Genomic DNA, 22,480 nt, shown 5'->3' with positions numbered 1-22,480 from the left:
CCTCAAGATTGATAAAGAAACGAGGAAGAATTGGATAATTGTACATTTTAATATAAAGATGTAGTATCTTTGATTTCTATGTCAAGTTTTCCATTTGCATCAACAAATTTTATCGTTATTACAGCATTTCCAGAATAACCTCTTTCAAAATATCCAATAACATATTCTGTATATAAATTCCCTTTGGTATCTTTACATTGAAGCTTCATTGCACTCTCACCAAAATTCTCAGTTGGATTTACGTTAGATTTATACTCTAGGTATCTTAATATCCGATTGAATATGTCCTTGACAACATTCTAATGGATTTTCATCTGAATCAAATACTCATAGTTTACGTATAGGACTCGTAAGTGCAATTATGACTTCAATGAACTTTGTAGCTGATGCTAGTATAAATATTGCAACTGGGTTAAAGTCAGAAATCACTCCACCCGCTAATGCTCCTAACGGCATAGCCAGACGGGTAAGCACTCTTGAGAATCCTAAAACTCTTCCTTGCATATCGGTAGGTACAGTTTCCTGTCGGACCGATGCTACAATGGTATTCCAAGCTATATTACAAATCATAGCAATACCAAATGCAATACCTGGTGCAAGCCAATATTTACTCCATATGGCATAGGTCAATCCAATCGCACCTATACCTAAAAGAACAGGAATAAGAATTCCACGTCTAAAACGTTGTTCGAGCGGAACAACAATGATACTTCCTAAAAGGCCACCTACTCCGATCAACGTATAATTAAGACCACTTTGTTCAGCAAATAAGTGTAATGTTGAAAGCAAGTAATACATAAGTGCTCCCAGTATGGCACTAGCGCCAAAGTTACCTACCATTGCTTGAAAAGATAAAGCAAGGTTAAGACGATCATTTAATAGCCATTTAAATCCCTCTTTCATATCGTTCCCTAGGTTCCCCAATAGATTTCCCGCTTTATCCATGGGTTTTCTTTTTTCGATTTTTGGTAATAGCAAGACTACAATTAAAGTAGCTACAAAAGAGAGGACATTTATCCAGAGAGCGTTAAGTCCTCCTATTACAGCAATTATAATGCCCGCTAATGCGGGTCCTGTTAAACTAGCAATTTGATTAACCATTTGGTATGCCGAATTGGCTCTTGTTAACGACTGACCTGCGATATGTGGAATTACTGTAACAGTAGCTACATCAAACAACATGGATAGTATTGCTAAAATAAAAGAAACAACGTATAGATGCCAGATTTGGAGAAGACCTAGCATATGAAGAATGGGAATGAATGCTACCAAAGCAATACATCCTAGATCAGCGGTCCACATTAATTTTCGTCGGTCACAACGATCTACCACTACTCCTACTATTGGACCAAATAAAACAATGGGTAGCACACCAATAGCAAAAAGAGAACTCATTATTACTGCTGAACCAGTCAACTCATAGGCAATCCAAGGAAGGGCAAACGTATAAAGGGAATCACCAACCCTGGAAATCAGTAAGCCAAAAACAAAAATCACGTATATACTAGGCAACTGTGTAATTGTTGAAAGCACATTTCCACTTGTTTCTTTGGATTGCAGCGGTGAATTAAGATTTGTCTCCTTTTTAATTGTCAAAACTATATCCCCCTTTAACAGGTGAATTTTGGTATGTATTTATGGGTAGTAAGCATCCTACTGATTATTAGCCTGACCAATCGGGCTTTTACAGGCAGTTTCCCCCACCCAACTTCTTTGCTTTTGTTGAATTTTGAGGTAGGGGTCTGCCCACAAATAGCGGGATAAATGTTCTTCAAAAAGCTGATTAAGTGCTTGATAATTATAAAATTCTACAAAATATCCAAAAATCCTTACATTACTTAATACTTGCTCCTATCATTATAAGAATTACTTTTTTAAATAATGAACGTTTTATGTTTTATATAAGAGAAGTGTATACATCATGGATTGAATGAAAAGACAACATTAATGTGATTGAAGAACTGTCTTCAACTTCTTATAGAAAAAAGCAATCAACATATTATGTAAGTCTAATATATTTGCCCTTTTTAGTTTATTTTAATTCTGATCTCGATACATAATCCCTCGTCTGTAATATTAAAAGTAGATTCTTTTTAAACTTCTTCAAATCAAAAGTATTTTTGCTTTTTAACAAGCAAATAATAATTTATTTTTCACCTTATTCCCCCTTTTTTTCATATTAACCATGTATTCGAATAAATATCTCACAAGTTTGAAAGTCTATCATTTTGAAATTTTTTATACAAATTCTACTTACAGATATCAATCATTACATTTCATTAGAAAACTCTACAAGTTCAAGTTGATTCAATAGCTATCAATATATTCTGATTGGATTGTATATGAACAGACTCGCTTTTCTCTAAAACAAATACAATCTCCCGTTGTTTCAGACTAACGATTTTTTCACCATATTATTCGGATACTTCGAATCTCAATAATCTAGAATTACTTCCAAATAATTTGGACTAATCTCCCCTTTCACACAGTAAGCTGAAAATGAAGGCCATAAAAATGGAGTGTGATTCTATGGAACGATTATGGATTCCGATGATCGTTACGTTTTTTTCGTTTGGTGGATTACTATTAGGTGGCGCTGTCGGACTTGCCACACGTCAACTGATAGAAGAGAAAATGCATCGTTTATATGCGCTATGCGGCGGTATCTTACTCGGTCTATTATCACTAGAAATCATTCCAGAAACTTTTTCAAGCTATGAAATCATGGGTCCTATGCTCGGAATTGCCATTGGTTTATTAATTATGAGTTTACTAGATAATTATTGCCATCACCCTATCATACATAAAAAAGACCAGCAAGCATGGCAAACTTTTTTATTTCTCTCCTTCGCTATTTTTATTCACAATATGCCGAGCGGCTTTGCATTAGGCGCTGCTTTTACAAACCATAATGAAACTGCCATTCCATTCTTATTTGCGATTGTTATACACCATATTCCAGAAGGATTAGCTTTAATTATTCCTTTTTTATTTACACAGCATAAATATCTCTCATTTCTATTAACAATTCTGTTATTATCAATTATCCTCGGCACTGGCACAATCTTTGGGATGATGATGAACGGGAAAGCGATTCATTTACAAGGGATGATAATGGGAAGTGCAATCGGTTCTTTAGGATATGTCACAATACATGAAATGCTTTGGAAAGCGAAGAAACACCTCGCTTTACTTCCCTTCTTATCCTGGTCTATGAGCGGTTTTTTACTCATAACAGCCTTTACATTCTTCGCAGGACACCATTAGAACTGCACTTTTATTTATTATTTGTATATTTTACCTTTTTTTTCGAAACATAATAGTATCACAGTATGTAAGGAGGATCTTTCATGTTTCGAAAAACAGCAGGTGAAGCGCTTGTTGATTTGCTTATCGAATGGGGCGTTGATCACATTTACGGTATGCCCGGTGATTCGATCAATTCTATTATTGAGCCACTTCGAAAAAAACAAGACCAAATTAAATTCATTCAAGTTCGCCATGAAGAAGCCGGTGCATTAGCGGCTGCATCTTATGCAAAATTAACAGGAAAATTAGGCGTTTGTATGGCTATCGCTGGGCCTGGTGCGATCCACTTACTAAATGGATTATATGATGCAAAACTAGATCAAGCACCCGTTCTCGCAATTACAGGTCAAGTTGAATCAGATTTACTCGGAACAGGATTTTTCCAAGAGGTAAACTTAGAAAGAATGTTTGATGATGTCGCTGTTTATAATCAACGAATTATGTCAGCAGAACAACTCCCTGCGGTTGTAAACCAAGCGATTCGTATGGCATATACAAAGAAAGGTGTATCTGTTCTTACCATACCAGATGATGTTCCGAAGTTTGAAGTAGAAGCTGGCGCACGTATAACAAGTTCTTCTTTTACATTACCCGAACTCTTTCCGCAAGAAGAGGATCTAAAGTTAGCAAAACTAGCATTAAATAACGCAAAAAAACCTGTTATTTTAGCTGGAAAAGGAGCAAAACATGCGAAGGAATCTTTACTTGCATTCGCAGAACATATTGGCGCACCAATTGTTTTAACACTTCCAGCTAAAGGAATTATTCCTGATGAACATCCCCTTTGTATAGGCGGATTAGGGTTAATTGGAACAAAACCATCTTACGAAGCAATGAAGCATGCAGATACATTAATCATGATTGGTACTTCTTACCCTTTCACTGGTTTTTTACCCGAAAAAGCAAAAACGCTTCATATTGATACGGATCCTGCACAAATTGGGAAGCGTTATGCGACAGATATCGGATTAGCTGGTGATGCAGATAAAACATTGAAATGGTTTTTAGAAAATGTGGAGAAGCATGAGGATCATTCATTCCTAGAATATCATCAAGAACTGATGAAGAAATGGGAAGAAAAATTGCATAATCAAGAAGAGGACTCTTCTACTCCAATTAAACCACAAAGAGTTATGCATGCCTTGCAACATGTCGCTCATGATGATGCCATTTTATCAGTAGATGTTGGGAATGTAACAGTATGGGCTGCTCGTCATTTTCGGATGATGAATCAACAATTTATCATCTCTAGTTGGCTCGCTACACTCGGATGCGGTCTACCTGGAGCAATTGCTGGTCAAATCGCTTATCCAGATAAACAAGTCTTTGCAATTTGTGGTGATGGTGGATTTGGAATGACAATGAATGATTTTGTCACTGCAGTAAAATATAAATTACCAATTGTGGTTGTTGTACTCAACAACCATAAGATTGCAATGATTAAATTCGAACAAGAAGTAATGGGAAATATTGAGTTTGGTACAGATTTAACAAACCCTAATTTTGCAAAATATGCAGAAGCATGCGGTGGAGTTGGCTACCGTGTAGAACACTTAGATGAACTTCTCCCTGCTTTTGAAAATGCAGTAAAACAAGATAAGCCATGTATTATTGATGTAGTAGTAGATGTAAATGAAGCACCAATGCCTGCAAAAATTACATTTGGGCAAGCTGCCGGATATACGAAACATATGCTAAAAGAGTTATTTGAAGAAGGAAAAATTGATTTACCACCTTTGTAAAATCGAAAAAAGATAGATGAAAACAGATTGTTCTCATCTATCTTTTTTATTTAGATACTTCTTGATGGAAGGAAAAATCTTCTCTTTCACTTTTCGCCTGTTTCTCAACTTTCTCTTCTTTCTCTCCTACTTTCCTTCTCCTCAGATTTCCTATTCCAATCGCCCCTTGTAGACTATTACTTATAAGATTCCCTACCAAAATTGTCAGGATATGAAAAAAATCAGTACAAGAACGATCCAAGTATGTGTGGTCAAATGACGGAAATTTTGTCCAATCGGTCCTGTCCACTCCTTCGTCACACTATCTGTATCACCGCTATATGATATAGTTCCTCCAAAAAACAAATGGAGTAAACCAAGATGTAAAAGTAGCAATAACATACTAACAAATTGCTGCGCAACCAGTAAGAAAAAAGATGGCAAAAGATGTGGCCAAACATGTCGACATAATTGATGCCATTTACTTCCTCCAAGAACCATTGCTGCCATCATAAACTCTTCTCTTTTTACACGCTGGACCTCTTGCGCCGTATACAGCATGACAGTCGGCACAGCCAAGCATGTGAGAATACTAATTTGAAACAGAACTCGCATTGTAAACGGAGCAGGGACTGTTCCACTTTGAAAGACTAAAACTTCCTTTAACATAAAATAAGAAATCATGATCATCGGAACAATACTAAATGGATCAAAAAATGAAGAAATAACCGGAAAAGAACGTTTACTATATATACCAAGAAGGAAACCTATTTTGAGTTTCCCCTCATCAAACCTTACATCCCATATTAAGGGATATAACTTACCAACATGTTATATCGTGAATTTCAAATACTGTTCTCTGGACATAGTTTTATTTAGCGAAAGCTGTCTGTGCTGTTGAATAAGGATTAGATAATGATCAAACTTTTTTATAAATGTTAAAACATATCTACAAAAGAAGAATCCATTTCGATCAATCTTGAACAGCTCCCTGTCTACTTGACAGGGAGCTATTCACTTTTTTTCAAAATGGATTCTTTTTATTATCGTACAATACGGGTTTGTGAGGTGTTTTTAATCAAACTTTGTTTCAAACCTACAATAGTTCCCACAATATGTTGTTTCTGCATAACTTCGCTCCAAGAAAAATTCTTACCTTTTACAATACAGAAAATTCAAAAATCGTTTGAGTAAACCTGTATATCGAATTAATAGTATCTTTTTTATAAAGAGTTTAATAATATATTATGGTTTATATAAAATCCTTGGAAGTTTCGTTATATCCTCTCCATTTATATGCCACTTATCGTCACCTTTATTATACATATCAACCCTTACCGATTCTTCCGTAGAAGATATTTCTGCTTCAAGTAATATTGAAGATGAATAATCATGTAGTTGCTTTATTAATTTTGGGTTAGATATTGATGGGTTTTCACTTAATATTCTTTTTTGCTCATCTTCAACTTTTGTTCTCAAACTTGATATCAATATTGGCTTTGATTTTATTTCCACTCCTGCAGTTTTACCTTCTCCGTCTATATATACAACATTCGTTTCAAATTTCACTTTTTGCCGTATTGCTTCTTTAAAATTTTTAAAATAGTTATCTACTGATTCTTCTGTAATACTAGATACGCCTTCATAATTATATAGGACAGCTTTTCTAACCTTTTCCGCCATCGCTTCATTAAATTGTTTTCCATCTTCACCTGTTAATTTACTCATTTTGTCTATATCTTTATCATAGAAGCCCACCTATTGTAAGTGATACTATCAAACTCATACCTACTAAATTTTTGGAATATAACATATTCTACTTCAACTCTTTTCTGTATAAATTATGAATTACATTAATATGACACCATTATATCTCGGTGTTCTATAGCATATTTTATTTATATACAATTATTAAAATGTAAAAACCACAAAAACATCAAACCCTATTTTATTTCAAGGTGCGCCGTTATCTATAGCACTGGAATAAAGTTTAATTAAAATGACCCTACTAAATTCCTATGCAATACACAAAAAGAAACCATTTTGAAAGATCTTTTATCAAGACCTAAAATAAAAAAAGATAGATAAATTAAAGGACATTACATATTTTATATGACTAATATGTAATGTCCTTTCTTATTCAACAATAGCGCTCTTTAACAGAAGACTCGATTTCAAGATAATCTTAACAGACATTAATATCGATCTTCAGTTACTGCCCCCTTATATGTCCTAGTGACAGGGTTCTTACCATAGACCGCAAAGCACCATGATGTCAATGATTCTCCTAATTCGAATGCTCTTCTTTTATGATTTAAATGTAATGAATTATAGTATTTCTATATAACCTTCTGTTCCATTTACTCGAATACGTTGCCCATCTTTTATCAGCTTGGTGGCATTTTCAACACCGACAACGGCAGGTAAGCCATATTCACGTGCGATGACTGCTCCATGGGTCATCAGTCCGCCAACTTCAGTGACAAGTCCTTTTATGGATACAAACAATGGTGTCCAGCCAGGGTCAGTAAAGGAGGTGACTAATATATCTCCATCTTCTAAATCAGCATCTTCCATGTTTAAAATGACACGCGCTCGTCCCTCTATAACTCCGGAAGAAACAGGCAGACCTAAAATCGCTTCGGCTGGGAGATTTTCTCGTTTGTACTCACCCGCAATAATTTCACCATCAGACGTGATAACACGTGGGGGAGTTAATTTTTTATATAATTTGTACTCGTCTTTTCGTTTGCTGATGATCTGGTAATCCAGTTTGTTTGTACGTACGACTTCGTGAAGTTCTTCAAAAGTGAGATAGTATATATCTTCTTTTTCGTGAATAACGCTGGCTTGCACGAGTTGTTCGGCTTCTTTCAGTAAAGCCTGCTTATAAATGAAGTAGCGATTAATCATGCCGTATTTTGGATATTCACGATAACCGATGAAATTCCGGATCAGGCTGATCATTCGTTTTGTCTCTTTGGCTTTTCGTTTACCATCCGGTAATTGCTTCAATCGATCTAATAACTCTTGTTCTTTTTTCAAAGCTTCCTGTCGCCCTTGCTCAAATTTCCGATTGCCAGAATTAGGATCAAATTCTTTGATGTTATTGAGAATCATGTGGACAAGTGTAGTTGGTTTTTCACTCCAACGAGTTTTAGTAATATCGATTTCTCCAGCACATCGCATTCCGTATTTGTTGAGATAAGCATAGATAGCGTCTTGGATTTCCTGTCCACCATCAAACTTAACCAGTTCATCCAAAAAGTTATCATCTTTTACATGTTGTAAATAATTGATTACTTCCGGATAAGGACGAATCACATCTGCAACATCCAATAGCGCCAGACCCATTTCTGAAGTAATATTGTTTGGTGCAGATAGAGAAAGCGTGTCTGCTACGTTTTTTTCACCTAACCACTTGTTCATTTTCTCATTGATCCATGATGAAGCATCCATAGCAGCCATAATTACACCCAAACTTTGTGGGTCAAATAAAATCGTCTTTAATTTCTGGATATCTTCTAGAATACAATCAAATAAATCTGATCCTGATTTCGTTTGGATGTCTTGTTTTAACTCTTCTATCGATGTTTGACTACTCTGAATCAAATCAGAAACGATTGTCGGATCGTTTTCGATTTGTGCTTGAAAACCCGAAGACGATATACCTTTATTGCTTTTACTAGAACTCGGTACTTTTTTACCATCTGGTGACGATTTTATAAAATCTTCTCGCTCTATTATAGTCATGAGTGCGTCTTTTATAAGCGGATCGGATTGCCCCAAGGTATCTATTATCGTTTTTCTACTGACAGGCGAAGCCAGATTATGCGTGATATCAACAAATAACCTTCCACCAGCTTTAAACCTGGGTCCAAAAGATGTTAACTGGAATAAAGACATTCCCAATGGTTTCAAGGGATAGGTCATCATTTGTTGGTGACCGACAGATACATAAACGTGATTTTCCTGATCATCTGCTTCAGGGACAGGGTATAAAGTAGTGATGGGACGACTTTGCACGATATAAAATGTCTCGTCAGCCAGACACCATTCGATATCTTGTGGGCAACCAAAATAAGCTTCAATCTCTCTGCCTATGCGTGCGAGCTGTAAAATTTGTTGTTCAGTAAGTGTTTGCGTCTTTTGCCGATCAGGATCGATCTGCTGTGTCTCTGTTCCGCCTTCTTTTAGTCCATAGATGGCCAGTTTTTTGGTTGCTATCATCTTATCGACGATTTTATCTTCTTGCACCTTATAGCAATCCGCAGATACCAAGCCGGAGACAAGAGCCTCTCCTAGTCCAAAGCTAGCATCGATCGATAGTAGCTTTCGATTGGAAGTAATCGGATCAGCAGTAAATAAAATTCCTGAAGCCTGTGGGAAAATCATCCGTTGAATGATAACGGATAGGTAAACCTGGCTGTGATCAAATCCGTTTTGGATTCGGTAAATTACTGCGCGATCAGTAAATAGGGAAGCCCAACATTTACTGATGTGTCGCAATATTGCATCTTTTCCGATGATATTTAAATAGGTGTCCTGTTGACCAGCAAAGGAGGCAAATGGAAGATCCTCGGCTGTAGCACTTGAACGAACAGCATATGCATGCTCGAAGCCAAAAGTTAAGAGACATCGATCGATATCTTCTTCGATCCCCTTCTCGATCTCGATCCCCTCAATCAGCTCACGAATCTTCCTGCTAATTTCACTAATTCTTTCTCGTTCGTCCACTTTTTGAACTGCTAGTTGATCCAGTAATTGATGAAGCTCCTCATTTTTCCCAACGACTCTTTTATATGCCTCAGTGGTAACACAAAATCCCTCTGGTACAAGTATTCCTTCAATCCTCGAACATTCGCCCAAATTCATCCCTTTGCCACCGACCACCATTTGTCTCGTTTTATCGATCTCACGAAACTCTAGTACATATGGTTTCATTTCTTTCCCTCCCATTTATCGCTCAATACCAAGACGAATCATATGACAAAAATTGTTCATCTGATCAACCAATTACGCTGTCCACTCGTTCTTGCTCCTCGCGAAGTTCCATGTTCATATCAAACACTCCTTTAAAAAAATAAAAATAGGGGTTGACTGAAAAGGATTTTATGATGTATAATTAAAATAGGGATAATTTACACAAAAATCCATTACTGGTGTATCTATATAAATTTACCACAGTTTCTCATTTTTATCAATGTATTTACACGACCATAATTGTTGCAAATTCAAAGGAAGAAAAAACCCCATTTTACAAGACAAATGACTTACAAAAAATGATATCCAAATATCCAATCATTTAGTGTAGCGTCAGGAAAATACGGATTTACAACGTTAAGAAATTCCAATATTAAAAAGCCCAATTTCTTAGTATTAATATTAAGAAATTAGGCTTTTTTCGTTACCCCATTAAAGCGCCCTATAATTGAATAAAAACCTAATTGATTTTTATGTCCCAAGGAGAAGAAGAAGTACACTGCCTGCCCAAAGAAAATATGCAAGTTGAGTTAATATATACATGGATAATTAACAAAAAGCATGACATAAAATTGTCATGCTTTTTTGCCTATTAAAAAATTCTTTTCGTACATTATTATTTTTTCAGTATATTAACGTAAAAACTCATTAATTCAGTGGTATTTTTCATTCTTTATACTAACTTTAAACAGTACAAACAATTTTCATTACCCATTAGCGGACTTTTTTTCCTTTGGACACTCTCCTACATCACCCGCTTAAACATCTTCTCCAGTTCATACGTCGAATGATGCACAAGTATAGGTCTACCATGCGGACATGTGTAAGGATTTGTTGTTGTACGCAGTTCTTCTAGCAAAGCAAATATTTGATCGTTCGTTAAATATTGATTTGCTTTGATCGATGCTTTACAGCTCATCATAATGGCTGCTTCTTCACGCAGTTTTTTTATATCGACTTTTTTTAGTTTGACAACTTGCTGCATCATTTCATCGATGATTTCTATTTCCTGTCCTTTTGGGAACCACGTTGGATGCGAACGAACGATAAAGGATTGATGACCAAATTGTTCTAAGAATAATCCTACCTTTTTCAATTCCTCTAATTGCTCTTCGACACGTAAGAATTCAGTGAGAGATAAATCAATACGATATGGTACGAGCAATTCTTGTACTTCTCTCGTTACTTGTCCTACTTTATCACGGAAATATTCATAATTGATTCGCTCTTGCGCTGCATGCTGGTCAATCATATATAAACCTTTATCATTTTGGGCGAAAATATAGGTTCCATGCATTTGCCCGATTGGATAAAGCGGTGGTAAGTCGTTTCCATTCATTTCGATTTCTTGGATTTCTGCTACTTCTTCTAATTCAAAATCTTCCTCGCTGTTATCCCATTCATTCCCGTCTTGGACAGATTTTCCAATCATTGATTTAGAAAGTTGCCAACTATTTTCTTCTTTTACTAAAGATTCTGGTGGCTGCCATTCCTGCTTCGGTGGTTGCCAAAGTAAATTTTTGTTTTGTGGTTTGGCTTGGATTTCTTCTTGTTTCTCATCCATTCCAGTCGGTAAGACGATGTTTGGCAGTGGTACTTCTTTCGGTTTTGTATGTTCAAAATGAAATTGCTCTTGTACACTTTCATCTTTTTCTTTTTTCTTTGATGTAACACCAGCATCTGGAATGAGCTGTATTTTTTTAAACGCGTCCTGCAATGTTTTTTCAATCAATTGCAGTAATTCCTGCTCTTTACTAAAACGCACTTCTAATTTCGCTGGATGAACGTTCACGTCAACTAACATTGGATCCATCTCGATTGATAAAAAACCGATTGGATAACGTCCCACTGGAAGTAATGTGTGATACCCTTGCTGAATTGCTTTCATTAAGACATAGTTTCGAACGTAACGGCCATTTACAATCGTAGATATGTAATTACGAGATGCTCTCGTTACTTCAGGTAACGTTACATATCCACGAATGGTAAAGTCCAATGATTCCGCTTCAATCGGAATGAGTTTTTTCGCAACTTGAATGCTGTAAATTGCAGCAAGTACTTGCCTCACATCACCATTCCCTGAAGTGTGTAACAGTTTTTTCTCATTATGAAACAATTTCAAAGATACTTCTGGATGGGACATAGCAATGCGATATACAATGTCTGTAATATTCCCAAGCTCTGTATGAATTGTTTTCATATATTTAAGGCGTGCTGGCGTGTTAAAAAACAGATTTTGAACCGTAATATCTGTCCCTTTACGGCTCGCTGTTTTTTCCTGCATTATAATATCTCCGCCCTTAATAATAAGATGTGTACCTGGTGCATCTCCTGTACTTGTGACTAACTCTAATTCACTAACAGATGCGATACTTGGCAATGCCTCACCACGGAAACCGAGCGTGCGGATGCGAAATAAATCATTTTCATCTTTAATTTTACTTGTTGCATGTCGCTCAAAAGCAACAATACAATCTTCTTCAGCAATGCCATCTCCATTATCAATGATGCGAATTTTTGATAATCCAGCTTCTTCTAAGTGGATTTCAATAGATGTACTATTCGCATCGATGGAATTTTCGACAAGTTCTTTTACAACTGAAGCAGGTCGTTCGACTACTTCCCCTGCGGCAATTAAGTTAGAGAGTTGATCATCGAGTTTGCGAATTTTCCCCATCTACTTACTCATCCTTTCTTTAACTTTTTCTGCAAACGATACAGTTCATTTAAGGCTTCTAGAGGAGTCATATCAAGTAAATCGATTTTTTTAATTTGTGTTAATACAGCTGTTTCTTTTTGATCAAACATAGGCTTGTCTTCTTTTTTCACAGGCTGTTCTGTAGTAAAGAAAGATAGCTGTGATTCTGCAGGTTCTTCTTTCTCTTCTAGCTGCGGTTCTGATTTTTCTTTTACAACGACTGGTTCTTGGACAATTTCTTCTTGTACTTTCACTTCCACTCGTTTTGGAATGATGATTTCCTCTTGCCCTTCTAGCTGCGCTAACACTTCTTTCGCACGAGCAATTAAGCTATCTGGCAGTTCAGCAAGCTGGGCAACGTGAATACCATAACTTTTATCTGCTGCACCATCTTGAATCTTATGCAAGAAAACAACTTTTCCGTTTTCTTCAATAGCTGAAACGTGTACATTTTTCAGTCGCTCTAAGCTTTCTTCTAATACAGTTAGTTCGTGATAATGTGTTGAGAATAATGTTTTCGCTCCAATTTGATCATGAATATGTTCTATGATTGCTTGTGCGAGTGCCATACCGTCATACGTAGATGTACCGCGTCCAATTTCATCAAATAGAATTAGACTTCTTTCCGATGCATTCGCAATTGCATTTTTCGCTTCTAACATTTCGACCATAAATGTACTTTGACCTGAAATTAAATCATCTGCTGCACCTATTCTCGTAAAAATTTGGTCAAATACAGGTAACACCGCTTCTGTTGCTGGTACAAAACAACCGATTTGCGACATAACAGTAATAAGTGCTAATTGACGCATATACGTACTCTTACCAGACATATTTGGACCCGTAATTAAAAAGACATCCATATTTTCAGGCATCATGCAGTCATTTGGAACATACAATTTGCCGTTCAATACTTTTTCTACAACAGGATGGCGACCATCTTTTATAAAGATTTCACGTTTATCTGTTAAAACTGGTTTTACAAATTGCTCTTCTTCACTTACTGTTGCAAAGCTTTGCAGTACATCTAGTTCACTAATAACTTTCGCTAGATGCTGTAATTTAGGAATAAACACCTTTACTTCTTCACGAAGTACAGTGAATAAATCATATTCTAGCTGTACAATTTTTTCTTCTGCCTCTAAAATCAATGTTTCTTTTTCTTTTAATTCATCTGTGACGAAACGTTCTGCGTTTGCAAGTGTCTGCTTACGCTCATAGCGCCCCTCTGGGAGAGCAGAAAGATTTGCCTTTGTCACTTCAATATAATAGCCAAAAATACGGTTGTAACCAATCTTTAATGATTTAATACCTGTAATATCACGCTCACGTTTTTCAAGCTCTGCAATCCACGTTTTTCCGTTCTTACTAACATAGCGATATTGATCTAATTTGTCATTATAGCCATCTTTTATAATATCCCCATCTTTTATAGAAAGCGGTGGGTTTTCTTGAATACTTCTTCCTAGTAACTCTGTTAAACTTTCACATGGATCAGCGCCTTGAATTAACCTTGCTGCATAAGAATTGTCTAATAAACTAATGGCCTCTAAAATAGCTGGCACTTGCAGAAGTGAACGTCTTAATTGCAGTAAATCACGCGCATTTACGTTACCATATGCGACTTTTCCTGCTAAACGCTCTAAATCATACACTTCTTTTAATTTTTCTTTTAAATCTTCACGTAAAAAATAGTCATTCACAAACGTTTCAACCATTTCTAAACGTTCTTCAATGTTGTCTTTTTGTATAAGTGGACGTTCCATCCACTGTTTTAACATACGGCCACCCATAGCTGTTTTTGTTTTATCTAATAGCCATAATAAAGATCCTGTTTTCTCTTTTGTTCGAAGTGTTTCTGTTAACTCTAAATTACGCTTTGAATGTACATCAATTTTCATAAATTGATTTGTATAATAAATATCTACCGGCTGCAAGTGATCCAATGAACGTTTTTGCGTTCTTAATACATAATTCAATAAGCGTCCCACTGCTGTAACTAATTTCGTTTGCGTCACACTTTTAACAAGGTGTTCCAACCCTTCAGGAATCTTCGTTGCATCTTCATATGAAATTGTCATTTTCAATGTTTCTGTTAGCTTGTTTAGCTCATCTTTTGAAAATGTAGAATCTACAACAATTTCTTTTGAACCTGTTGCATACACCTCTAATAAAACATCTTCTACCGTACCCGTTAATAGTGTCACTGTATTTTGTCCTGTTGTTAAATCATTACAAGCCAGTGCATAAGAACCATCTTCAAATTGAGTTAACGCGGCTAAGAAGTTGTTTTCTTTCTCATCAATTGTGCGCCCTTCCATCATCGTTCCTGGCGTAATCAATTGAACAACTTCACGTCTTACAACACCTTTTGCTGTTTTTGGATCTTCTACTTGTTCACAAACCGCAACCTTATATCCTTTTTCAACAAGCTGTTCAATATAGTTTTTTGCTGCATGATATGGGACACCACACATCGGTATACGATCACTACTCCCACCATCTCGGCTTGTTAATGTAATTTCAAGCTCATGTGCTGCCTTTATAGCATCCTCAAAGAACATTTCATAAAAATCTCCTAAACGGAAAAATAAAAAGGCATCTTGATAATCTGCCTTGACCTTTAAATATTGTTGTATCATCGGGGTGTACTGTGCCATTTGTTTCCTCCATACTTCATAAAAATGTGCTATATTTATATGCCGCACTTCACGGACAATTTCCTCTCCACTTATAGGAGTCTCTCTTCATTATAGCACATTTTCAATACAAAATAGTTCCATCCAGTATGACTAATACTATGTAAAAAGCTAGGAAGAAATTCTCCCTAGCTTTCTATTATTCTTCTTCTGCATCTACAATAAAGTTTGGATCTAACTCTTCAAATTCATCATCATCTACTTCAAAGCTATCCTCATCCTCTGGACATCCATCTGGATTTACATTTACACAAATTTTTGTTTCACCGACAACTTCTGTTACAAATTCACGCTCTACCGTTACAACAATTTTGTTATCATTTGGTGAAACAATTGCTTCTAAACAATTTGGATGTTGAATAACGCGGGCAATAATTTCTAAATCTTCACCTGAAAAATTTTTGTCACGATATCCAATATTGATTTCATCCGTGTAACTAACACGTTCTGTTACAACTTCTGTTTTTGTGTTTTCATCAAATGAGTACCACGTATTCACATCGTAGTATCCTTCAATTTCTACAGCCTTCCCATTCTTTCTTGCTTCATATGTGTGATTAATTACCCAACATCCGAGAATACTTGTCGGCTCATGATTTGATTCACATGTATGCGTTGACTTTGTATACTTACGTCCTTTGCCCACTACTGCCTTTGTAATAATCTCTCTAAATTCGGACATTCGGAACCCTCCTCAATCAATATTCACTTAATCATATGCGTGACAATAGCGGAATGTGTCATTCTTTTTTTGACAAAAGACTATAGAGCAAAATAAAAACAAAAAAGAGATGTCCATAAGACATCTCCCTTAACAATCACAATTCCCTTTTTTACTCTCTACTTCAGCACCCGTTTCACCTTTTAACACATTGCCACCAGTTGAAATTAAAATTTCATCCGTTACGTTATTAGAAATGGTACTTGCTACAAGCTGCAGTAAATCATTTACATATGTTTGTGAAGATTTAAATTCCTGTACAACCGGAATGCTATCAAGTTTATCTTGCAGAGCATCTATTTCCGCTTCTATTTTTTTCAATGCTTCCCATTTTCCATAATGCTGTAAGTTTACGGCTTGTTTTTGCAGCGCTTTAATTTCATCAATTGCACGTTTTACATTTTCATTTTTATGAATTTGCGCTTCCGCACGTTTAAAGAAATCCACTTCTTCTGTTTCAGAAATCATTTCCGCTAATTTTTTCGCTTGCTCAACAATTTCATCTTTTGTATAAACTTTCATCTATTATTTCACCTCGAGTGGCTCCTCAACCAATTCCCCGTTTAGAGACCAAGTTTTTGCTTCCGTTACTTTTACTTTTACAAGCTGACCGATTGCATATTTTGGAGCTACGAAGTTTACAAGTTTATTGGTACGCGTATAGCCTGCAAGCACGTCGGGATTATTCTTACTTTCTCCATCAACTAGTACTTCAACGATTTGGCCTTTATATCGTTTATTCTTTTCCATAGAATATTCATTAACCAATGCATTTAAACGTTGTAAACGCTCTTTTTTCACTTCCATCGGTACATTATCCTTCATTTTTGCAGCAGGTGTACCTTCACGTGGAGAATAAATAAATGTAAATGCACTATCAAACCCTACTTCGCGATATAACGACATCGTTTCTTCAAACTGCTCGTCTGTTTCATTTGGGAAACCAACGATAATATCAGTTGTTAATACTGCATTCGGAATCGCTTCTTTAATTTTACGTACAAGTTCTAAATAGTGTTCCCGTGAATATTTACGTGCCATAATTTTCAACATATCTGTACTTCCAGATTGCACCGGTAAGTGGATATGTTCAACTAAATTACCGCCTTTTCCAAGTACTTCAATTAAGTGATCATCGAAATCACGTGGGTGACTTGTCGTAAAGCGAACACGTGCTATATCAATCTTACGAAGTTCATCCATTAAATCGCCAAGACCATATTCTAAATCTTCAAAGTCTTTACCGTATGCGTTTACGTTCTGACCAAGCAACGTAATTTCTTTATATCCATTTGCCGCTAAATGACGAATTTCATTAATAATATCTTCTGGGCGGCGACTACGTTCTTTACCACGTGTATATGGTACTATGCAATATGTACAGAATTTGTCGCATCCATACATAATATTTACCCATGCTTTAATATCACCACGACGTACTTTCGGAAGGTTTTCAATTACATCCCCTTCTTTAGACCATACTTCAACAACTGTCGCTTTTGAGAACATCGCATCTTTTAAAATGTACGGCAAACGATGAATATTATGTGTACCAAATACCATATCTACATGCTGGTTTTTTTGCATAATTTTATTTACAACAGATTCTTCTTGAGACATACAACCACACACACCAATTAAAAGATCTGGGTTTCTTTGTTTTAATGGTTTTAAATGACCAAGTTCACCAAATACTTTATTCTCAGCGTTTTCACGAATGGCACAAGTATTTAATAGAATCACATCTGCATCTTCTGTCGAAAATGTTGGTTCATATCCAAGTGTTGTAAAAATACCAGCCATTACTTCTGTATCATGTTCATTCATTTGACATCCATAAGTACGGATATAAAACTTTCTTCCGGCACCAAAGTTACGAAACTCTTCTGGCAAACCAAAATCACGTTCAATTTTAACTTCTTCTTTTCCGCGTTTTTTCGCATCTTTTAAAGAAGGCGGCTGATATACACTTTCAAAGTATTTACTGTAATCTTTTTCTCCTTTTTTCATAGAAGAATTGGCTTGTTGACTTGCTAATCGTTGTTGCTCGTTCATGGGTAATCTCCTTTCAACCTTAACTATACACACTCTGTAGTCCATTCTAATGACAATCAGACCCATCTTAAAGATTAGGATAGTTTGAGAGATAACTTGCCCCTTTGAAACTCGAGTAATCGATCTAACCATCCGTAAGAATGGAGTCTTCCCGACACCAATAGACATTCCCTTTTTTGTTGTTTTAACCTTGTCCTTTTAAATAACATGTTATTTTATTCCTATACACACTATCATAGTATAAAGTGTTTAGCTAAATTTAACAACAAAGAGACAGTATCATACCCACGTACTACAGCGCACAAACCAATTTTTTCTGGCAAGACGATACACTATCATTTTATCATTCTGAATTTTCCGAGTAAACAAAATGTATTAAAAAGTTAACTCATTTTGTTTACTCACCATGTAAATAAAAAAGCTGCCATTAAGCAGCTTTTTTATTATGATTACATAAATTCAGCAACGAGTTCATCAAACATTTTTTGATCCATTTGTAAATCAGCTTGCACTAAAGGTTTTTCGCTATATCCCTTTACAAGTTCTTGGTAAGAAGGCTGCTCTGTATTTTGATAAATTAAGCCTGTTACTAAACCTTTGTTTTCCATTAATGTTTGCATAGCAATCATACGATTAGATGGATCGTATCCTTCGACTGTGCTTAATTTTGTTAAATTCTCTTTAAACCAGTCATACGTATTTACTTTATTATAAGTTACACATGGGCTAAATACATTAATTAAAGAGAATCCTTTATGCTGAATACCAGCTTCGATAAGCTGCGTTAATTCTTTTAAGTCACTAGAGAAGCTTTGTGCAACAAATGTTGCACCCGCTGTTAATGCCATTTCCATTACAGATAATGCTGGTTCAATTGAACCTTGCGGTGTACTTTTCGTTTTAAATCCCGCTTCGCTACGTGGTGAAGTTTGACCTTTTGTTAAACCGTAAATTTGGTTATCCATAACGATGTACGTAATGTCAATGTTACGACGAATCGAATGAATTGTATGTCCCATACCGATTGCAAAGCCATCTCCGTCACCACCAGATGCGATAACTGTTAAATCACGGTTTGCCATTTTCACACCTTGTGCAATTGGAAGTGCACGCCCATGAATACTATGAACACCATACGAATTAATATAACCTGAAATACGACCTGAACAGCCAATTCCAGAAATAACAGCTAATTCATCTGGGTTTAAACCAACGTTAGCTGCTGCACGTTGAATTGCAGCTTGCACCGAGAAGTCTCCGCAACCTGGACACCAGTTTGGTTTTACACTGTTCCGAAAGTCCTTAAATGTTGCCATTTAATACAACCCCTTTTTTGCATTCGTTGTAAATTTCTTTTGGTAGGAATGGATTCCCGTCATATTTTAACAGACTAGAAATTTTCTCACCAATGCCAAGATTCATTTTCATAATGTTAGCAAGCTGACCAGTTGCATTGTTTTCTACTACAACAACGCGTTTTGCATCCTTTACAAGTGGAAGAATTTCATCAGTTGGGAACGGATGAATTAAACGAACATGAGCATGATTTACTTTTAATCCTTCTTGCTCTAAACGCTCCATTGCTTCTTCAATTGCACCACGAGTAGAGTTAAAGCCAACTAACAATACATCAGCTTCATCATACTTAGCATTTTTGTAAACAGGGGTATTAAACTTTAAATTCTCCATTTTACGGAAACGTTTGTCCATTTGTGCTTTACGATTCAGTGCTGATTCAGATGGTTTACCAGTTTCATCATGTTCTACACCTGTCACATGGTGAACACCATTTTTCATACCAGGTAAAACACGTGGTGAAACACCATCTTCTGTCACTTCATAACGTTTAAAGTAAGCTTTATTTTCACGATCTGGTAACTCTGCCTGTAAATCAAGCTTACCGCGGCGAATTTCTACTCTGTCTAACTTCAATGGTTCTACTGTTTGCTTTCCTAAAGAAAGCTGTAAATCTGTTAAGAAAATAACAGGAACTTGATATTCTTCCGCTAGGTTAAATGCTTCTACGATATCATAGAACGCTTCTTCAACAGTACTTGGCGCCATTACGATTTTTGGAATTTCACCGTGTGTCCCGTAAATCATCGCCATTAAATCAGATTGCTCTTGCTTTGTTGGTAAACCAGTACTTGGACCACCACGCTGTGTATCAACGATTACAAGTGGTGTTTCTGTAATACCAGCTAAACCAATTGATTCCATCATTAAAGATAAACCAGGTCCTGCTGATGCTGTTAGGGTACGTACACCCGCATAGTTCGCACCAATTGCCATTGTACAAGCAGCAATCTCATCCTCTGTTTGGATGACTGTTCCGCCTACTTTTGGCAATTTTTTAATTAAGTATTCCATAATTTCAGAGGCAGGTGTAATTGGATATGCTGACATAAAGCGCGCTCCACCAGCTACTGCGCCAAATGCAATTGCATCGTTACCGATCATAAACATACGTTTTTGACCATCAGCTTTTTCAAGCTGCATCATATTCACTTTCTCACCAAGTAATTCTTTCATATATTGAGAGCCGCGTTTGATTGCTTCCATATTCTTTTTAACGACTTGCTCTCCCTTGCGACCGAAAATTTCTTCAACAACTTCTAAATATACAGTTTCATCTAACCCTAATACTGCACTAGATGCCCCAACGGCAACCATGTTTTTCATTAATGATGTCCCTAATTCAGAGGCAATATCTGTAAACGGTATTGCATATAGATTTACATCTGAACTTTCTGGTATAGTTGGATTAAATTTTGCATCTGCAACAACAATTCCACCTGGTCGTAGTTCGTGGAAGTTAAAATCAATTGTTTCTTGATCAAAAGCAATTAAAATATCTAAATCATCTGATATTGCGCGTACTTCAGTTGTACTTACGCGAATTTTATTATTTGTATGACCACCCTTAATTCGTGATGAAAAGTGGCGGTAACCGTATAGGTAATACCCTAAGCGGTTTAATGCAATACAGAAGATTTCTCCTGTACTTTCAATTCCTTCACCTTGTTGTCCTCCAACTTTCCATGAAAGTTGACTAATCATCTCCTACACCCCTTTTGGCTGCATTCATTGTAGTGTATTTTTTTACAGTAATAGTGTAGCACTTTTTATGCAAAGAAACTACAATGGACACAAATTATACCTCTTCAGACTTCCCTGAATGTTTTGCATAATCTTAATTCGTCTACAATTCTAGCCTTACAATGAAAAAAATGCAATAATTTGGCCTGAATTTCATTAGAATTTTTTAATTTTTCTAACTTTTTATTTTCAAATAAAAAACCAATAAAAAATAAGAAACTAGAAAGAAATATGATTAATGAAATTATCATATAAAAAGCTTTGAACATTTGTTTCACTGTATCGCTTACTCAGTTCATTGATTACATATTCATAACGCCGATACGCTTCCACACCGACAACCATTTCTGTGATACCATCAAAATCCGAACCAAATCCTATATTGCGCTCTCCTCCGAGCGAACAAATGCGCTCCACATGCCGTAATATGTCATCCATATAAGCAGGCCTATGGTTGGTTAAAAACTCTGGAACGAACGTTACACCAATTACACCATCTTTTTGAATAAGTGCTTGTACTTGTTCATCTTTCAGATTACGCGGGTGCTGACAAAGCCCATAACAATTTGAATGTGATGCAATTGGATATTGAGCAATTTCCATCACATCCCAAAAACCTTTTTCATTTAAGTGAGACACATCTGTCCATAAACGAAACGAATTCAGCTCTTCTACAACCTTCTTACCAAACGCAGTAAGTCCCGCTCCTCTTGTTTCCAGTGCTCCATCAGCTAATAAATTCGCATGATTCCACGTGAGTCCCATAGATCGGACTCCTAAACGATAGAGCGTGCGCAATTTCATCATTTCTTTTCCAATTGCTTCGCCGCCTTCTAATGTTAAAATCGCGCCAATTTCATTTGATTCTAACTGCGTTATATCTTTTTTTGTCTGAATCAATTTCATGTTTGGTAACGATAAAATCTGCTTATAAAATATATCTATCATAGCTAACGTAGCTTCAAAACGTTGTTCATATGGTACGATTTCAGGTACATATATCGCAAAGCATTGTACGCTTCCTTTTCTTTGCTCCAATTGTTCAAATGTAATATGTAAAGACGGATCATTTTGAAAATTCTTCTTTCCTTTTGCACTCCATAGTTGCCATAGTACATCACAGTGCGCATCAAACACTTTCACTTTCATTTCCCCTTCCCCATAAAAACAACCTGTTTGCATAAAAGCAAACAGG

General features: G+C 36.1%; 14 protein-coding genes and 1 pseudogene. 2 read left to right on the top strand and 13 right to left on the bottom strand.

Translation table 11 applies throughout. The features are described 5' to 3' along the window. Positions 1 to 47: 47 nt before the first annotated feature. Both JDS96_RS15110 and JDS96_RS15105 read right to left on the bottom strand, forming a co-directional pair. Positions 48 to 209, bottom strand: coding sequence for a hypothetical protein (locus JDS96_RS15110; RefSeq protein WP_003204467.1), 162 nt, complete (start codon positions 207 to 209; stop codon positions 48 to 50). Between the two features lie 118 nt (positions 210 to 327). Continuing rightward, on the bottom strand, positions 328 to 1,560 hold the full coding sequence (locus tag JDS96_RS15105) for an MFS transporter (RefSeq protein WP_374221000.1): 1,233 nt from the start codon (positions 1,558 to 1,560) through the stop codon (positions 328 to 330). Between the two features lie 969 nt (positions 1,561 to 2,529). On the opposite strand from JDS96_RS15105, the gene JDS96_RS15100 reads away from it, so the two are divergent. Both JDS96_RS15100 and JDS96_RS15095 read left to right on the top strand, forming a co-directional pair. Beyond that, positions 2,530 to 3,267, top strand: a complete 738-nt coding sequence (locus tag JDS96_RS15100; RefSeq protein ID WP_018767013.1) for a ZIP family metal transporter — start codon at positions 2,530 to 2,532, stop codon at positions 3,265 to 3,267. A gap of 83 nt (positions 3,268 to 3,350) precedes the next feature. Continuing rightward, complete coding sequence (locus tag JDS96_RS15095; protein ID WP_199667269.1) at positions 3,351 to 5,051, top strand: pyruvate oxidase; 1,701 nt, start codon at positions 3,351 to 3,353, stop codon at positions 5,049 to 5,051. Between the two features lie 46 nt (positions 5,052 to 5,097). Here JDS96_RS15095 and JDS96_RS15090 read toward each other — a convergent pair. The 11 genes and pseudogenes from JDS96_RS15090 to JDS96_RS15040 all read right to left on the bottom strand — a co-directional run. After that, positions 5,098 to 5,801, bottom strand: a pseudogene (locus JDS96_RS15090) (ABC transporter permease subunit); the annotation flags it as partial. 474 nt (positions 5,802 to 6,275) lie between these two features. Then, on the bottom strand, positions 6,276 to 6,758 hold the full coding sequence (locus JDS96_RS15085; RefSeq protein ID WP_242479910.1) for a DUF5105 domain-containing protein: 483 nt from the start codon (positions 6,756 to 6,758) through the stop codon (positions 6,276 to 6,278). 600 nt (positions 6,759 to 7,358) lie between these two features. Then, the gene (ppsA, locus tag JDS96_RS15080; protein ID WP_199667268.1) at positions 7,359 to 9,974 is read right to left on the bottom strand and encodes a phosphoenolpyruvate synthase; all 2,616 of its coding nucleotides are present in this window, start codon (positions 9,972 to 9,974) and stop codon (positions 7,359 to 7,361) included. A 784-nt stretch (positions 9,975 to 10,758) separates the two neighbouring features. After that, positions 10,759 to 12,690 (bottom strand): DNA mismatch repair endonuclease MutL, encoded by a 1,932-nt coding sequence (gene mutL, locus JDS96_RS15075; RefSeq protein WP_098610041.1) that lies wholly within the window; start codon positions 12,688 to 12,690, stop codon positions 10,759 to 10,761. Positions 12,691 to 12,698: 8 nt separating this feature from the next. Further along, on the bottom strand, positions 12,699 to 15,371 hold the full coding sequence (gene mutS, locus JDS96_RS15070; protein WP_033796697.1) for a DNA mismatch repair protein MutS: 2,673 nt from the start codon (positions 15,369 to 15,371) through the stop codon (positions 12,699 to 12,701). 178 nt (positions 15,372 to 15,549) lie between these two features. Beyond that, a complete protein-coding gene (gene cotE / locus JDS96_RS15065) occupies positions 15,550 to 16,092 on the bottom strand; it encodes an outer spore coat protein CotE (RefSeq protein WP_003199431.1) in 543 nt (180 codons plus the stop codon). A 129-nt stretch (positions 16,093 to 16,221) separates the two neighbouring features. Then, entirely contained in the window at positions 16,222 to 16,653 is a 432-nt protein-coding gene (locus tag JDS96_RS15060) for a YlbF/YmcA family competence regulator (protein WP_003199429.1), read from the bottom strand. Between the two features lie 3 nt (positions 16,654 to 16,656). Next, on the bottom strand, positions 16,657 to 18,186 hold the full coding sequence (gene miaB, locus JDS96_RS15055; RefSeq protein ID WP_003199427.1) for a tRNA (N6-isopentenyl adenosine(37)-C2)-methylthiotransferase MiaB: 1,530 nt from the start codon (positions 18,184 to 18,186) through the stop codon (positions 16,657 to 16,659). Between the two features lie 449 nt (positions 18,187 to 18,635). Continuing rightward, complete coding sequence (locus JDS96_RS15050; RefSeq protein ID WP_018764680.1) at positions 18,636 to 19,502, bottom strand: 2-oxoacid:ferredoxin oxidoreductase subunit beta; 867 nt, start codon at positions 19,500 to 19,502, stop codon at positions 18,636 to 18,638. Next, positions 19,489 to 21,246 (bottom strand): 2-oxoacid:acceptor oxidoreductase subunit alpha, encoded by a 1,758-nt coding sequence (locus JDS96_RS15045; protein ID WP_003199424.1) that lies wholly within the window; start codon positions 21,244 to 21,246, stop codon positions 19,489 to 19,491. Before JDS96_RS15045 ends, JDS96_RS15050 begins: the two co-directional genes overlap by 14 nt. A 258-nt stretch (positions 21,247 to 21,504) precedes the next feature. Beyond that, entirely contained in the window at positions 21,505 to 22,467 is a 963-nt protein-coding gene (locus tag JDS96_RS15040) for a dipeptidase (RefSeq protein ID WP_003199421.1), read from the bottom strand. Positions 22,468 to 22,480 lie beyond the last annotated feature (13 nt).

This window comes from Bacillus cereus group sp. N21 (genome assembly GCF_016483395.1).
Taxonomy (GTDB): Bacteria; Bacillota; Bacilli; order Bacillales; family Bacillaceae_G; genus Bacillus_A; species Bacillus_A pseudomycoides.
Note: the sequence above shows the minus strand (reverse complement) of the source record. Positions and strands in the feature narration are given on the sequence as shown.